Annotated in this window: 12 protein-coding genes; 5 read left to right on the top strand and 7 right to left on the bottom strand. The window is 66.0% G+C overall.

The window, feature by feature from the left end:
• Positions 1–73: 73 nt before the first annotated feature.
• A complete protein-coding gene (locus tag KAJ83_RS03830) occupies positions 74–1,663 on the top strand; it encodes a CYTH and CHAD domain-containing protein (RefSeq protein WP_210680669.1) in 1,590 nt (529 codons plus the stop codon).
• A gap of 20 nt (positions 1,664–1,683) precedes the next feature.
• Here the strand turns inward: KAJ83_RS03830 and KAJ83_RS03825 are convergent, their stop codons facing one another.
• Positions 1,684–2,232, bottom strand: a complete 549-nt coding sequence (locus KAJ83_RS03825; protein ID WP_210680668.1) for a SixA phosphatase family protein — start codon at positions 2,230–2,232, stop codon at positions 1,684–1,686.
• 196 nt (positions 2,233–2,428) lie between these two features.
• Between KAJ83_RS03825 and KAJ83_RS03820 the strand changes: the two genes are divergently transcribed.
• Together KAJ83_RS03820 and KAJ83_RS03815 are read left to right on the top strand one after the other, a co-directional pair.
• On the top strand, positions 2,429–4,825 hold the full coding sequence (locus KAJ83_RS03820; protein ID WP_210680667.1) for an RNA degradosome polyphosphate kinase: 2,397 nt from the start codon (positions 2,429–2,431) through the stop codon (positions 4,823–4,825).
• Positions 4,826–4,877: 52 nt separating this feature from the next.
• Entirely contained in the window at positions 4,878–6,407 is a 1,530-nt protein-coding gene (locus KAJ83_RS03815) for a Ppx/GppA family phosphatase (RefSeq protein WP_210680666.1), read from the top strand.
• A gap of 49 nt (positions 6,408–6,456) precedes the next feature.
• Here the strand turns inward: KAJ83_RS03815 and KAJ83_RS03810 are convergent, their stop codons facing one another.
• Both KAJ83_RS03810 and rnd read right to left on the bottom strand, forming a co-directional pair.
• Positions 6,457–7,833 carry a M23 family metallopeptidase gene (locus tag KAJ83_RS03810; protein WP_210680665.1) on the bottom strand — a complete coding sequence of 459 codons (1,377 nt, stop codon included), beginning with the start codon at positions 7,831–7,833 and terminating at the stop codon, positions 6,457–6,459.
• A 107-nt stretch (positions 7,834–7,940) separates the two neighbouring features.
• On the bottom strand, positions 7,941–9,137 hold the full coding sequence (gene rnd / locus KAJ83_RS03805) for a ribonuclease D (protein WP_210680664.1): 1,197 nt from the start codon (positions 9,135–9,137) through the stop codon (positions 7,941–7,943).
• Positions 9,138–9,306: 169 nt separating this feature from the next.
• Between rnd and aspS the strand changes: the two genes are divergently transcribed.
• Positions 9,307–11,094, top strand: a complete 1,788-nt coding sequence (gene aspS, locus KAJ83_RS03800; protein ID WP_210680663.1) for an aspartate--tRNA ligase — start codon at positions 9,307–9,309, stop codon at positions 11,092–11,094.
• 190 nt (positions 11,095–11,284) lie between these two features.
• The gene (locus KAJ83_RS03795; protein ID WP_210680662.1) at positions 11,285–11,881 is read left to right on the top strand and encodes a superoxide dismutase; all 597 of its coding nucleotides are present in this window, start codon (positions 11,285–11,287) and stop codon (positions 11,879–11,881) included.
• Positions 11,882–11,977: 96 nt separating this feature from the next.
• Here the strand turns inward: KAJ83_RS03795 and KAJ83_RS03790 are convergent, their stop codons facing one another.
• The 4 genes from KAJ83_RS03790 to KAJ83_RS03775 all read right to left on the bottom strand — a co-directional run bounded on the left by KAJ83_RS03790 (position 11,978) and on the right by KAJ83_RS03775 (position 15,993).
• The gene (locus KAJ83_RS03790; protein ID WP_210680661.1) at positions 11,978–12,778 is read right to left on the bottom strand and encodes a GGDEF domain-containing protein; all 801 of its coding nucleotides are present in this window, start codon (positions 12,776–12,778) and stop codon (positions 11,978–11,980) included.
• 159 nt (positions 12,779–12,937) lie between these two features.
• Positions 12,938–13,354: a hypothetical protein gene (locus KAJ83_RS03785; RefSeq protein WP_210680660.1), complete on the bottom strand. Its 417-nt coding sequence runs from the start codon at positions 13,352–13,354 to the stop codon at positions 12,938–12,940.
• Positions 13,351–15,021 carry a hypothetical protein gene (locus KAJ83_RS03780; protein WP_210680659.1) on the bottom strand — a complete coding sequence of 557 codons (1,671 nt, stop codon included), beginning with the start codon at positions 15,019–15,021 and terminating at the stop codon, positions 13,351–13,353. Before KAJ83_RS03780 ends, KAJ83_RS03785 begins: the two co-directional genes overlap by 4 nt.
• Positions 15,022–15,207: 186 nt before the next feature.
• Positions 15,208–15,993, bottom strand: coding sequence for a MinD/ParA family protein (locus tag KAJ83_RS03775; protein ID WP_210680658.1), 786 nt, complete (start codon positions 15,991–15,993; stop codon positions 15,208–15,210).
• Between the last annotated feature and the right edge of the window lie 27 nt (positions 15,994–16,020).

Raw genomic sequence — 16,020 nt, 5'->3', positions numbered from 1 at the left:
CGAATGGTGAAGTTTGAGTGACTAACGTTTTTCGATTTGATTGCGATTGTCTCAACCTTTTACCAGAAAGGTCATGGCGAGCGCGGAAATCGAACTGAAGCTGACCATCGACGCGGCGTCGGCCCTTCGGCTGCGCCGCGATCGGTATCTTCATGCCGTGAAGCGGGGACGCGCGCGCAACCAACGTCTGATCGCGGTTTATTTCGATACCGACGCGCTCGACCTCAAGGCCGCGGGCATCGCGTTGCGCCTGCGGCAGGAGGGGCGCAGACGGGTTCAAACGGTGAAATGCCCGATCGGCGCGCCCGGTGGCGGTGTTCAGAAACGTCTGGAAGTCGAAGCCCCGATCACCGGCACGGAGCCGGATCTTTCCCTGATCGATGATCCGTCGGTCGCCGAGCGGGTGCGCGCGGCGGTCGGCGATAAGACGCTGAAGCCCGTGTTCTCCACCGACGTGAAGCGCACGATCTGGATGATCGACCAGGCGGAGGGGACGATCGAACTCGCCCTCGACGAGGGGGAGATCGCGAGCGCCGGGGCCGAGGGCAAGTCCGGCGGCCGCGTCATCGTGCGCGAGGCGGAGTTGGAGTTGAAGGCCGGGTCGCCGACGGCCCTGCTGGCCTTCGCCGAGGACTTGCGTGAGCGCGTTCCCTTCCGCATCGGTGGGGAGAGCAAGGCGGCCCGCGGCTATGCCCTGTTCCTGGAGGCGTCGACCGCTATCGCCAAGGCGGGCGAGCCCGCGCTGGACCCGGCCATGTCGGCGCAGCAGGCGCTCTCCGCCATTCTGGCGGACGGCATATCGCAGCTTCTCGCGAACGAGGCGATGGTGCTCGAAGGCACCGATCCGGAAGGGGTGCATCAGGCGCGCGTCGCGGTGCGCCGCATGCGCGCGGCCCTGAGCGCGTTCACGCCCGTGCTCGACACCGCCAACCGCAAGCATCTCGCCAAGCCCCTGCGCTGGGTTCAGCAGGCGCTGGGTCCGGCGCGGGATTGGGATGTCTTTCTGTCGGAGACGTTGGCGCCCGTCCGCGCGCGCGCCGGCGCGCATCCGGGGCTGACGCTGATCGAGAAACACGCCGCCAGGAAGCGCGAGAAAGCCTATCGCCAGGCGGAAAAGGCGCTGTTCGCCAAGCGCTATCAGCGGATGATCCTACGTCTCGAAGGGTTCGAGTACAGCCGCAATCCCTTGGCGGAGGCCCTGCCCGTCGGCCGGTTCGCCTGGGAACTGCTGCAACAGCGCTATGACAGGGTACGCGCCGATGGCGGCGCCGATCCCCGCGACCTGGAGACCGAGGCGCTGCACGCCCTGCGTATCGAGATCAAGAAGCTGCGTTACGCGGTGGAGTTCTTCAAAGGGCTCTACGATCCGAAGGCCGTGGCGTCCTTCCTGCAGGCGACCAAGAAGCTCCAGGATTGCCTGGGCGCGCTCAATGACGCGGTGGTCGCGGAAAGGCTGCTGGCGGAACTCGTCCCCGAAGCGGCGGACCCGGATATCGAAGTCGAGACGGAGGAGCAGGCGCGTATCGAGGAGGCGCTCTCCGTTATCCGCGAGGTGCAGTCGGAGCAGATACAGGCGGGCCTCGCCAAGTTGTCGGCGGCCTGGGAAAGATTGTTGGGCGAGCGCCCCTTCTGGAAGACGGGCGCCCCCCCGGGTGCAGCGTGAGGGGGCGTGCGAGACCGGGGTCAGTCGAGATCCCTTGGCCGGATGAAATGGGTGAGGAGGCCGCTGCCGGGGGCGAGACCCGCCCAACCGTCCGTCCCGTCGAAGGTCAGCACGGCCAGCGCCGCGGTCGGGAATTTTTCCGCCAGCGCCGCCCGGTCGTCCGGCGCGCCGTTCCCGGCCAGCGCGAGCGCGAGGTCCTGCATGGCCGGATTGTGTCCGATCAGCATCAATCGATGCGCCCCGGTGACGGGGCGCGGTGTGAAGGGGGGTGCGGACTGGGCGGCAATCAGGGCCAGCAGGTCGTGCTCGTCATTCGATTCATAGACGGATCGGGTCAGCGTGACATCGCAATCCCCGTCGAGATGGGGCAGGACGAGCGCCAGTGTCTCCCGCGTGCGTTGGGCGGAGGAACACAGGATGCGTCCCGGCGCGAAACCGCGATCGGCCATGTAGGCCCCGATCCGGGGGGCGGCCTTGTGCCCGCGCGGCGCGAGTGGCCGGTCGAAATCGGGCAGGTTCTGGTCACTCCAGCTCGACTTGGCGTGGCGCAACAGGAAAAGGGTCAACATGGGAGGTCGCGTCCTTGTCGTTCCCGGGGTCGGCGGGTGTCCGGCGGTAGCGGACCGCCCGCGCCCCGTGCTTTCATGGTGCCGTGCTTTCACGGGGAACAGCCATGGAGAGGGCGGTTCGACGCGGGCGGGCGGCTCATGAAGCTGTCATAGTTCCCCTTTACGAAGGGGGAGGCGACTTCTAAGCATAGCGCAGATGAAAGGCGAAACCGTGACATCCGACGACCCGACCAAGGGGAACGCCCCCAACGCTACCGACGGCGCGCCCAGCGGCACGGCATCGAACCGCGCGCATGTGGCCGCCCTGCGCCCGACGCCGGCCGAAATCGTCGACGGGCCCGTGCCGGAGCCCGGCGAGGCGGTGGAGGCGATCGGGAGGGTCGCGAAGGGAGCCAGCAAGGCACGGGATTTCGGACCGAAGCGTTTCATCAACCGGGAACTCTCCTGGCTCTCCTTCAATACGCGCGTGCTGGAGGAGGCGATGAACCAGCAGCATCCGCTGTTGGAGCGCCTGCGTTTCCTCTCGATTTCCGCCAGCAATCTGGACGAATTCTACATGGTTCGCGCCGCCGGCCTGAAGGGGCAGGTGGCCGCCGGTATCTCCACGCCCAGCCAGGACGGGCTGACGCCCGCCCAGCAGCTTGCCGCCATCGCCGAGGAGGCGGGCACGCTGATGAATCAACAGCAGGAAATCTGGCGCGTGGTCACCGGCGAGATGCGCAAGACCGGCATTCACGTACTGGATACGGCCGAGTTGACGGCGCGGGAGCGGACCTGGCTCGACGGGTGGTTCCTGGAGCAGATTTTCCCGGCTTTGACGCCGCTCGCCGTCGATCCGGCGCATCCGTTCCCCTTCATTCCGAACAAGGGATTGGTGCTGGCGCTCGAACTGCTGCGTCCGGACGATGATAAGCAGATGAACGGCCTGCTGCCGATTCCGAGCAATCTCGAGCGTTTCGTGCGCCTTCCGGGACGCAGCGCGATCCGCTTCATCGCGCTGGAGCGTGTCATCGGCCTCTATCTGGACCGGCTCTTCCCCGGCTTCGAGGTGTCGGGCAAGGGCATGTTCCGCGTCATCCGCGACAGCGATGTCGAGATCGACGAGGAAGCCGAGGATCTGGTCCGCACCTTCGAAAGCATGTTGCGCCGCCGTCGTCGGGGCCATGTCATCCGCCTGAAGATAGAGGCGGCGATGCCGGAGGATCTGCGCGATTTCGTCGTCGATCAGCTCGACGCCGACGCGGAGGACGTCTTCGCCCTCGACGGCATCCTCGGTCTTTCCGATGCCAGCCAGTTGATCGTGGGGGAGCGGCGCGACCTGCTGTTCGAACCCTTCAACGCGCGCTTCCCGGAGCGCATCCGCGATTATGGCGGCGATTGCTTCGCCGCGATCCGGGCGAAGGACATCATCGTCCACCATCCTTATGAGAGCTTCGACGTGGTGGTCCAGTTCCTGCGCCAGGCGGCCCAGGACCCGGCGGTGATCGCGATCAAGCAGACGCTCTATCGTACCTCCAAGGATTCGCCGATCATCGCGGCCTTGAGCGAGGCGGCGGACGCCGGCAAATCGGTGACCGCGCTGGTCGAGCTCAAGGCCCGTTTCGACGAGGCGGCGAACATCCAGTGGGCGCGCGACCTGGAACGCGCGGGCGTTCAGGTGGTCTATGGTTTCGTCGACCTGAAGACCCATGCCAAGGTCTCCATGGTGGTGCGGCGCGAGGGCGCGGGCCTGCGAACCTATGTTCATTACGGCACCGGTAACTATCATCCGATCACGGCGAAGATCTATACCGACCTCAGCTATTTCACCTGCGATCCGGCGCTGGGCCGCGATGCGGCGCGTACCTTCAATTACATGACCGGCTATGCCACGCCGGAGGAGATGGAGCGCATTTCGCTGGCCCCGATCTCCCTGCGCAAGCGCTTGATCGACGGTATCAAGGCGGAGATCGAGCATGCCAAGGCCGGCCGGCCCGCGCAGATCTGGGTGAAGGTCAACAATGTCGTCGACGGGGAATTGATCGACGCGCTTTACGAGGCGAGTTGGGCCGGCGTGCAGATCGATCTGGTGACGCGCGGCATCTGTTGCCTGCGCGCCGGTATCGAGGGCTTGAGCGAGAATATCCGGGTGAAGAGCATCGTCGGCCGTTTCCTGGAGCATAGCCGCATCGTCTGTTTTGGCGGCGGACACGGCCTGCCGTCGCTTGATGCAGAGGTTTTCATATCCTCCGCCGACTGGATGCCGCGCAATCTCGACCGGCGCGTCGAATCGCTGGTGCCGATCCAGAATCAGACGGTGAAGCGTCAGATCCTGGAACAGGTGATGTTCGCCAATCTGAACGACGAGGCGCAGACCTGGGACCTGGAGCCCAGCGGGGAATATACCCGTCACCAACCCGTCGGCGAGGGCTTCAACTGCCATGTCTTCTTCATGACGAACCCCAGCCTTTCGGGCCGCGGCAAGGCGATCCGCAAGACGCGGAAGGCGAAGATCGACAAAGGCGCGAAGGGGGCTTCCGCCACCGCCAAGGGGGGACACCCCCGGAAGGCCGCCAAGGCCAAGTCGAAAGGGGCCGTCGCCAAGTCCGGCTAGCGATCCGGCGCGGCGCCTGACCCTGGAAATGCGATAGCGATCTGACCGGCTCATGAGTATTACCGCTCCCTCGGCAAGCGATTCCCGCGATCGCTTCGATGTTCCGAAGACCCCGCCGTCCGCGGTGGTCGATATCGGCTCGAACTCGATCCGTCTCGTCGTTTATGAATCATCCGACCGCGCGCCCTTGCCGGTCTTCAACGAGAAGCTTCTCTGTGGCCTGGGGCGGGACCTGGACGCGACCGGCAAGCTTTCGGAGGAGGGGGTGGAGCAGGCGCTGCATGCCCTGCCGCGCTTCATCGATATCGCGCGCTCCATGGGCGTGTCGCGGATCGACATGCTGGCCACGGCGGCGGTGCGGGAGGCGTCGAACGGGCGTGATTTCGTCGACCGCGCGCGGGCGCGGTGCGCGCACGACATCGAGATCCTATCCGGCGAGGAGGAGGCGCGGCTTTCCGGTCTCGGCGTCCTGTCCGGAACGCCGGAGGCCGAGGGCGTGATGGGCGACCTTGGCGGCGGCAGCGTCGAATTGGTGGAGCTTTCCGGCGGCGAGACGGGGGCGCAGGCGACCCTGCCGCTCGGCCCCTTGCGGCTCGACACCAAGCTCGTCCAGAAGCCGACCAAGGCGAAGGATCTGATCGATCAGCGCTTGGCGGGGGTCGATTGGCTGTCGCGCGTGCGCGGCAAGAGCTTCTATGTCGTCGGCGGCGCGTGGCGCAGCTTCGCGCGCCTGCACATGACCCATGTCGGCTATCCGCTGCATATCATCCATCATTACGCGATGCGCGCGGACCGCGCGGCGGAGTTCTCGGACTTCGTCTCGAAGCTGTCCCCCGGGACGCTTCAGAAGGTGCACGGCGTCAGCAAGCGGCGGATCGACACGCTGCCCTATGCCGCGATGCTGCTGAACCGGGTGATCGCGACCTTGCAGCCGAAGGAGATCGTCTTCTCCGCCCACGGCCTGCGCGAGGGCTGTTTGTTCGACCGGCTATCGCCGGAGCAGCGGCGGCAGGACCCGTTATTTAGCGCCTGCCGGCATGTGGTGCATCACGAACGCGCGCTCGCGGTCGGCGGGCACGACCTGTTTCGCTGGCTGACGCCGCTGTTCCCGGATGAGTCGCCGGAGGGGGAGCGCCTGCGTCATGCCGCCTGCCTGTTGTCGGATGTGGCGCGGTGGGAGCATCCGGATTATCGCGCGGAGCATGCGCTGATGCGGGTAATGCGTCTGCCGGTCGTCGGGATCGACCATCCGGGCCGTGCCTTCGTCGGCATGGCGGTCGCCAGCCGGCACAGTCAGCCGGACACCGAATCGGAAATCTTCCGGATCGTGCGCCGTTTGTTGTCGGAGGAAGCGATCGAGCATGCGCGGGCGATTGGCCTGGCGACGCGGCTTGCCTATACGGTCTCCGGCGGGATTACGGCATTACTGGACCGTTTCACCTTGTCGAGCGACGCGGAGACGGTGCGTCTCGAAGTTCCGGCCGATCAGGACCACCTGGTGGGGGAGGTCGTGGAGCGCCGCTTCGGCGTGCTCGCCAAGGCACTCAATCGGAAACCGATGGTAGTCCGGTCGTCCTTGTAGAGCCCCGCCTATAGAGCCCCGATATCGTGGCCGTGCCGGGCGGCGTGGTTCAGCGCACCTCGACCGTCACGCTATCCTCGAACAATTGCTGGGGGCCGTCCTCGGTTTGGCGGAAATAGCGCAGTTCGCCGCGATAGGTGCCGGTCTCCGGCGGTTCCACAAGATCCTTCTTGCCGACCGGGAAGGTCCGGCTCTGCGACAACTCGTTGATATCGATTCCGGCATCCGCGAATATCTCTCCGTTCGGCCGGTAGATTCGGATCTCCACCCGGTCGCGTTCCTGCAGACCGGAGAGATGCGCGTGCAGGACGATCGCACCCTTGCTGGCATCGATCTCGTCCTTGAACAGCATGTATTCCACCGCGGGTTCGTTCAGCACCCGGTCCGAGAAGCCGAAGCGGAGCAATAGCGTGCGCGGATATTTAAGGACCGCCGCCGTTTCCGGCGCCCAGAGCGAGGAGCCTTCGATACCGCAGCCGCCTTCCAGGCGCAGGCCGGTGAAGGGGTCGATCGGCGTGCTGTCCTGCATCACCTGAAAATGCACATGCGGGAATTCGGTGAGACCGGACAGGCCGACGAGGCCGAGCGGCTGGCCCGCTTCCACCTCATCGCCCTGTTCCACCTTCAGGCTGTTCTGGCGCATATGACCGTAATAGGTGCGCCAGCCGTTTCCGTGATCGATTCCGACCACATTGCCCAGCCCGCGGTCGGTGACGGCGTCGCGACCGAACAGATTGAAGTTCGCGTCCGGCATGCCGTCGCGCACGATCACGACACGGCCCGGCGCGGCCGCCACGACGGGATAGCCGCGCATCATCTCGACTTGGCTGGGCAGACGGATATCGGTGCCCTTGTGGTCGTTATAGCTGAGCGCCCCGCAGCTATAGTCGCGATAGCTCTCGCCCTCGGTCATGTCGACGAAACTGGAGACGAGGCAATCCACGCCGGGCCGGCAGGCGACCGGCATGGCGAAGACCGGCGGCGTGCCGTCCGCGCCCGCGCGTGCCGCCGCCGACCGGCCGATGACGTTCAACACCGCGCCGGATGTGGAGGCTTGCGCCATTTGGCCGTCATCCGGACCGGCGGCGGTTTCCACGCCGTTGAGCGCCTCTTCGATCGCGGCCAGCGCATCGGCCCTGGGGTCTGGCGCCGGGGCGCTGTCCGACACGGAGGGCGAAGCTGGGGCGGTCGTGTTGGGATCGGCACCTGACTCGGACCCGGCGACGACGTCCTGGTCGATCGCCGGGCTGGGGGTATCGTCGCGCGCGTCCGGTCCGCGCCTGTCGATCCAGCCGAATTCCAGCGCGACATCCTCCAGACCGGGAATCACGGAGAGGTCCAGCTTACCGCCCCCAGCCAGATGGGTGCCAACGCCCGCAACCGCGATGAACAGCGCGAAACCGATGGCCGCCAACAGCCGCATCATGGCCCTCCCAGTCGGTTAAACCGTTAAAAACGCTGGCGGGATAGTATCACGCCCCGGCCATCTCGCCAGTCCCGCGCATTCGGCGCGATATGCCGGGGATGGGCGGGTCACGATTGTTCGCGCTCGATCAGTTCGACACCCTCCGGCCCGGCCGTGAGCGCGATCCGTCCGTGCTTGAGGGCCAAGGCCTGCTCACCGAAGAGCTTCCGCCGCCATCCTTTCAACGCGGGTACGTCGGCGCCGTCATCGGCGGCGATGCGTTCCAATTCCTCCGCGTTGGCGACCAGCCGGCTGGCGACCCCAGCCTCCGCCGCGTTTGCTTTCAAGAGGACCTTGAGCAGATCGACAAGCGGTTGCAACCCGGGCGGCAGCGGTTCGCTCTTCGGCGGGACGGGGCGTTCCTCGTGGGGAAGTTCCACCCCACGTTCCACCGCGTCCAGAAGCGCCTGCCCGAACTTGCCTTCCGCGAAGCCGTTGGGGAGCCCCCGGATACGGCGCATGGCCTTGGTGTCGCGGGGGGCGCTGGCGGCGATATCCATCAGGGAGTCATCGCGCAGGATACGGCTACGCGGCACGTCGCGGTTCTGGGCCTCGCGTTCCCGCCAGGCGGCGATTTCCTTCAGGACGGCCAGCATGCGTGGCTTGGCGTTGCGCGCTTTCAGGCGCCGCCAGGCCTCCTCCGGCTCGTTCCGGTAGGTTTCCGCGCTGGAGAGGATCGCCATCTCCTCGCTCAGCCAATCGGTGCGGGCGTTGCGTTCCAACTGATCCGACAAGCTTTGATAGATGCGCCGCAGATGGGTCACGTCGGCACGTGCATAGCGCAGTTGCTTCGGCTCCAACGGCCGGGCCGCCCAATCGGTGAAACGGGAACTCTTGTCGAGTTCCGCCTTGCAGATCTTGCGCACCAGCGCCTCATAGCCGACCTGATCGCCATAGCCGCAGACCATGGCGGCGACCTGGGTATCGAATATCGGCGCGGGCACGCTGCCCATGCGAATGTAGAAGATTTCCAAATCCTGCCGCGCGGCATGGAAGACCTTGAGCAGTTTCGGATCGGCGAGGAGGTCATAGACCGGCTGTAGATCGAGCCCCTCGGCCAGCGCGTCGACGCAAGCCACGGGGCCGGCGTCCGGATCGTCGCCGTTCGGCGCCGAAAGCTGAATCAGGCAAAGCTGCGGCCAATAGGTCTTGTCCCGGATGAACTCCGTATCGACGCAGATATAGGGATGCCGCGCCAGTTCCGCGCAGAAGTCGGCGAGGGTCGCGCTGTCGGTGATAGGATCGTCGAGGTCGGAAGGTTCCATGAAACGCGGTTTACCCGGTTTCGCGCGTTATTGGAAGATTCGAACGGCCTCGGCGGCGTGCCGGGATGCGAGGTGGTCTCCGGCCCCTTGACAAGTTGCCCTCGACAAGGCCCTTTCCCGCCGGATTCGCGCCCGCTTTTTTGGGCCCTTCTCGAGATCGGAGCGATCGATGCATCCCTATCGCACGCACACCTGTGGCCAACTGCGTCTGGCGGACGCGGACGCGGAAGTCCGCCTCGCCGGCTGGATTCACCGCAAGCGCGATCACGGGAATCTGCTGTTCGTCGACCTGCGCGACGATTACGGCATCACCCAGTGCGTGATCGATACCTCCAGCGAGCTGTTCCCGGCCCTGGAAAGCCTGCCGTTGGAATCGGTCATCTCCGTCTTCGGCAAGGTGGTGAAGCGCTCCGAGGAGACGGTGAACGCCAAGGTACCGACCGGCGCGGTGGAATTGCAAATCCGCAGCCTGGACACCCTCTCCAAGGCCGCGCCATTGCCGATGCCGGTCAATCAGGACGCGGGCTATCCGGAGGAAATCCGCCTCAAGAATCGTTTTCTCGATCTCCGCCGGGAGGTGATGCACGAGAACATCAAGCTGCGCGCGGATATCATTTCCTCCATCCGGCGGCGGATGGTGGAGCAGGGGTTCCGCGAGTTCCAGACGCCGATCCTGACCGCCTCCAGCCCCGAGGGCGCGCGCGACTTCCTGGTGCCGAGCCGCCTGCATCCGGGCAAGTTCTATGCGCTGCCCCAGGCGCCGCAGCAGTTCAAGCAGTTGCTGATGATGGCGGGCTATGACCGCTATTTCCAGATCGCGCCCTGCTTCCGCGACGAGGATGCGCGCGCCGACCGCAGCCCGGGCGAGTTCTATCAGCTCGATTTCGAGATGAGCTTCGTTACCCAGGACGACGTCTTCGCCGCGATCGAGCCGGTGCTGCACGGTGTTTTCGAGGAATTCGCGAACGGCCGCGCGGTGACCGCGCCGCCGTTCCCGCGCATCGCCTATGACGAGGCCATGCTGAAATACGGCTCCGACAAGCCGGACCTGCGCAATCCGATCGAGATCGCGGATGTGTCGGAAGCCTTCGCCGGTTCCGACTTCAAGATTTTCGCCAAGCTCGTCTCGGAAGGTGCCGTCGTGCGCGCGATCCCCGCGCCGAAGGTGGCCGACAAGCCCCGCAGCTTCTTCGACAAGCTCAATAGCTGGGCGCAGAAGGAGGGGCAGGCGGGCCTCGGCTATATCGTCTGGAAGGAGGACGGGCCCGCCGGACCGATCGCCAAGAACCTGGACGAGGGCCGCATAGAGGCGATTGCCAAGGCCGCCGGGATCGAGCAGGGCGACGCCTGCTTCTTCGTCTGCGGCAAGGAGGCGGCGGCCGCCGCCTTCGCCGGCGTGGCGCGCACCAGGATCGCCGAGGAGTTGGAGCTGATCCCGGAAGGGGAGTTCAAGTTCTGCTGGGTCGTGGATTTCCCGATGTTCGAATTCGACGAGCAGCAGGGCAAGGTGGATTTCTCCCACAATCCCTTTTCCATGCCGCAGGGTGGTCTGGAGGCGTTGGAGACCAAGGACCCGCTGGAGATCAAGGCTTTTCAGTACGATATCGTCTGCAACGGAATCGAACTGTCCTCCGGCGCTATCCGGAACCATCTGCCGGAGGTGATGTACAAGGCCTTCGAGATCGCCGGCTATGGGCCGGAGGTCGTGGACGGCCGGTTCGGCGGCATGATCAATGCGCTGAAGCTGGGCGCCCCGCCGCATGGCGGTTCGGCCCCGGGCATCGACCGTATCGTCATGCTGCTGGCCGGTGCCACCAATATTCGCGAGGTCATCGCCTTCCCAATGAACCAGATGGCGCAGGACCTGATGATGGGCGCGCCCTCCGACGTGTCGGAGCAGCAATTGCGCGACGTGCATATCAAGGTGCAGCTGCCGCCGGAGGTGAAGAAGGACTGAGCGCGTCGCGTCTTGTTCCGTGCGGCGAAATGACCCTTTCCGTCCCGTGGGTTGATCGATCCGCGCCATTGCTTACATTTCGAGGGAAGGGCGACGTGACGGTCTGTAGGTCGATCGCGCCGTTCATCCGATTAACGCCGGTGACCGGCCCGAGGCCGCCGGCATGCGCAATAGGGAAAGCGAGGGACCCATGGCTATCGAACTGCCCGATCTGCCTTACGACAAAAGCGCGCTCGCGCCGCATATCTCGGCCGATACGCTGACCTTTCACCATGACAAGCACCACAATGCCTATGTCACGAAGACGAACGAGCTGATCACGGGCACGGAGCTCTCGGACGCCTCGATCGAGGAGATCGCCCAGGCGGCCCACGACAAGGGCGACCAGGGTCTGTTCAACCAGTCCGCCCAGGTCTGGAACCATACCTTCTACTGGAATTCGATGAGCCCGAACGGCGGCGGCGCGCCGACCGGCGATATCGCCGACAAGATCAAGGAGGATTTCGGGTCCTTCGAGGAATTCGCGAACGCCTTCAAGAACGCGGGCGCGACGCAGTTCGGCTCGGGCTGGGCGTGGCTCGTCCTCGACGGCGGCAAGCTCACGGTCGAGAAGACGCTGAACGCCGACACGCCTCTGGTGCACGGCAAGACGCCGCTGATCACCATGGATGTGTGGGAGCACGCCTATTATCTCGATTACCAGAACCGCCGCCCGGACTATATGGGCGCGTTCCTGGAGCATCTGATCAACTGGGACTTCGCCAACAAGAACCTGAAGGCCGCCTGATCCGGCCGACGGGTTCCACCCGGTCAAGAAAACGGGGCGGCCGCCGGTAAGGCGCCGCCCCGTTTTTCGTGCGGTCCCGTTGCGCCGGGGGCCGTATCAATGGCCGGGAAGGACGATCATGGGGGAATGGGGGCCTTGGGTCTCGCCCTCGTTCGCTTGCTGCACGGTGCCGGCGGCGACCAGACGTTTCTGGCGGTACATGTCGAGGTCGGCCCGGTGCACGACATCGATCGCCTCGTCCCCGTCGGCGTAATCGACCACGCCGACGGAAGCGGATACGGCGATTCTTTCGCCCTGCCAGGGAACCGTCAGGGCGTTCAGATGGGCCTCGAGCCGGCTCGCCTTGATCCGGCCGTCGATCGGATCGGCGCCGCCCAGGATCACCGCGAACTCATCCCCGCCGAGCCGGGCGACCGCGTCGGTCGCGCGCGTTTGGCGGGAAAGAAGCGTTGCCACCGCGGTGAGCGTAAGATCGCCCGCGCGATGACCATATTGGTCATTGATCGCCTTGAAACCATTCAGGTCGATGACGAGGAGCAGCCCACTCTCCCCCGTGCGCTGCAACCGCGCGATGGCCCGCTCCAATGCATGGTCGAAACCGCGCCGGTTCAACACGCCCGTCGTTTCATCCGTGATGCTGAGATTACGCAGACGTTCGATCTCACGGGTTCGCGCGGCCAGGGCGCCGCGCGCCTCCGCCGCCGCGGCCAGCGCCTCGCGCAACAGGCGGTGATAGCCACTGCCTTGCGTTGCTTCCTCGTCGCCGTCGCGCGGTTCGTCCATCGCGATACGGCACATCAGTTCGTCCGCCAGACGGTCGGCGGTGCGCGCGGTTTCGGTGCAGGAGGCTCTGATCGCCTCCTCCACCAGTCGGCGGGCGGGCAGAACTTCGGTCATGGCGGTCTCCTTGGCGGTTCCGCCCAAGGCCTGGGCAGGATTCCGATCCGTGCGGAAACTCGGTATCAAACCGCATGCCAACCTGTAAGTATCTGAAATTAAATGAAAGGTGTGTTGGAGCGTAAGGGGTGGGACGATTCTTGCCGGGTGCGGGGGGAATCAGATTCCGCCGGCGCGCGCGGTCAGGGTCGGCTTGTCCCATTTCGGCTGCTTGTCCTCGACCAGGACCCGGTGGCCGTCTCCGGCAAGGATCACGATTTGCAGCCAGCGGGGGACGAGTTCGTCATTGAGGTCCGCCAACATGGAGAGGGCGAGGCGTTCCGGTTCCGGTGGCCCGTTCGTCCACTCTTTCTCGAGTGTGCCCAGATAGGTGTGAAATGCCCTGTCCCGCAGAATCAGGCGGTGCGGTACATAATGCAGCACCAATCGGATCGCGCCGTTGGCCAGCCCCCCCTCGATCCGGACGAGATAGTCGGCGCGCGGGTTGGGATTGGCCAGTGTCTCGATCCGCGTGGTCCCGGCCGCCGCGTGGGCTGCTTCGCGCGCGGCGGCGCCGAGATCGGGCGTATCCGTCATACCGTGACCCCGTTTTCGGCGTCGGTGTCCGAATCGATCGGCACGACGTCGAAGGCGCGCACCACCTGGTAGGTCACGGAACCGGCCCAGCCATGGGCACTCAATTGATCGGTGAAAATCCCGCGGATACCGTCGCGCAGGTCTTCCTGGAAGGGCTGATGCGTGCGAACGACGAGGTCGAAGCTCTTGTCGCGCACAAGCCCGTCGAATTGCATCTGGCCGAGGCGGGTGAAGCTGGCCTCGAGGATGAAACGGGTGGCGCGCGGACCGCGCTCGCCGTCCCCCGCCGCTTCGTCCTCGCCGCCGCGCCGGTCACGCATGTAGAGACGGATGCGTTCCAATTCGCCGTCATTCAGCATCGGTAGGCTGAGCGCGCGCCACTCCCCACCCGCGCCGTCGCGCGCCCGGCCGCTGGCGGCGCCGCGCAGATCGCCCTCGATCCGCTCTCCCAGCCCTTTCTGGAGGCGGTCGATCGCGTTCGTCCTGTCCGCGCCGATAAGTCGGTCCAGGCCCCCGGAGCGTAGGGCCGAGAGAAAGAACAGCATTGCGGGCGCCATCTGCGCGTTCTGCTGCGGCAGCACGTTCTGCAACATCTGGAGTGCCTGTTGGCTCGAGGCTTGGGCCCCGCCACCCGCCTGGCCGGTGGTCCCGGCAAGCAGTCGCAGCGCTTCCTCGACCCCGGCGAAGCGGGTGGCGGAGGTGCTGCCGGCACTACCCGGCGCCCCCATGAGGGGCGGGCGCAGGTCGCCCGCGAGTTCCAGGGTAAGTTGCGTGCCGGGGGGCGGCGCCCCGCCGGTGGCGACGGTCAGCGTCCCGGCCGATGTGGCGACCATCGTCTGCCCCGCCGCGTTCTGGCCCGTTACCGTCCCGGTGAATTGGAGGGCCCCGCTCGCCGGGTTGAGCGTGGGTGGGGGCGGGGCGGTGCCCGCCTGCCCTTGCGGCGAGACCGCGACCAATCGCACGGCCAGCCCCGTTCCGGCCGGCAAGGCCTGCCCATTGGCGAATGTGGCTTGCAACCCGGCGGGGGTCACGGTTCCGACCGTATTTCCCCCACCGGCATTGGCTTGGGCCGTGGTTCCGGCGCCGCCGGTCACGGTGGCCTGCAAGACCGTTCCGGTGGTCAGGGTGGTACGAACGGCGGCACCGGCCGTGGTGGCTTGCGTGTGGCCCGACGCGGTGGGCGTGGCGGCGGTATTGCTGCCCTGGGCGCCTTGGGGAGAGGCGGGTGCTTGGCCCATGGTCGGGCCCGTGGTTTGGCCCGTGGCTTGACTGGTGGTTTGGGTGGCGGTGGAAATCGTGGCGGTCAGCGTTGGCAATGGGGGGGACGGCGCTGCGGGGCCGGTTCGCGCGCCGGCGGCACCGGCTTGGGCGCCGGGCCGGACCTGCGGGGTTATGGCGAGTTGCGCCGGCGGTCCCAGGCTCGTCATTTGCAAGGTGACCGGCGTGCCGGGGGGCAGGTTCGACGATGTCTGGAGGGTGAGTGTGCCGTGCGGCGTGGTGATCTGCAGCCGTCCCTCGCCGCCCGTGGCACTGACACGGCCGGTCAGTTCACCCCCGCCCACGAACTGGCGGATTAGATGCGGGGTCAGGCCGATCGCGCGGCCGGATGGTTGCGTCGCGGCGGCCTCCGCGCCACCTGTCGTGCCCGGTGGGATCGGTTGGTTCATGGGCTCGCCCTTCCGGTCGGTTCTCCGACCGCCTTGATAGCTTCGCGATACCGGCCGGGCGGGGAAACGGTTTTCTGCCGTCCCCGGGCATCCTGTCCGGCCCCGAGGGGACTCCGCCCGAAGGTCGCGCGTTGCAAGGAGTGTACCGTAGTCGCGTTTCGGGCGCGAGCCGGGGACGACGCGCCCTTATAGCGTGCCGGCGATCCGTTCGACGTCCGCGCCCGCGTCGCTGCCGGGTGAGCGGGAAAGAAGCGACATTTGATTCCGGATCGCCTCGCGCACACGGGTATCCCGGCGTACGATTCCGGCGAGTTCCGGCTCCCGCTTCAGGAAATTGCGACACGCCTTGGCGAGCGTCTCATAGGTCTTGCGGCCTTTCACCTCGCCCTCGGCCGCGTTGACGACGATGCGGATGTCGGTGTCCGGATGCTTGGCCCAGAGCAGCTTCATGAAGGCATAGGCGTCGGTAAGGGAGGTCGGTTCCTCGTTGACGACGAGCAGGACCCGCCCCGTCCGCGTCGCGAGTTGGCGCACCGTCCGGTCGACCCCGGCACCGAGGTCGATCACCACCCGGTCGTAATCGGCGGCGAGCGCGATCAGATCCTTCTGCAACCGTTCTATCCGGGGAGCAGGCAGGCTCGCCAGCGAGCCCGAGCCGGAGCGTCCGGCGATGATGTCGAACCCGGCCTCTTGATGGCGGGTGATGCAGGATTTCAGCGTGCCCTTGCCGTCGAGCGCGGTCGAAAGATCGCGCTTCGGCATCAACCCCAATTGGATATCGACATTGGCGAGACCGAGATCGCCATCGAACAGCAGCGTCTTGCGTCCGGCCCGTGCGAGTGCATGGCTCAGGGTCACCGCGAACCATGTCTTTCCGACGCCGCCCTTCCCGGAGGCGACGGCGATGATCCGCGCGCGGGGATCGGCGGCGGCCGGCCGGGAGGGGGGAGGGGGAGGGGATTGGTTGCTCATTGTCTCATCATCCGTCGGCATGACCTT

Origin of the sequence: Marivibrio halodurans (assembly GCF_017963645.1) — a bacterium.
GTDB lineage: Bacteria > Pseudomonadota > Alphaproteobacteria > UBA8366 > Aestuariispiraceae > Marivibrio > Marivibrio halodurans.
Note: the sequence above shows the minus strand (reverse complement) of the source record. Positions and strands in the feature narration are given on the sequence as shown.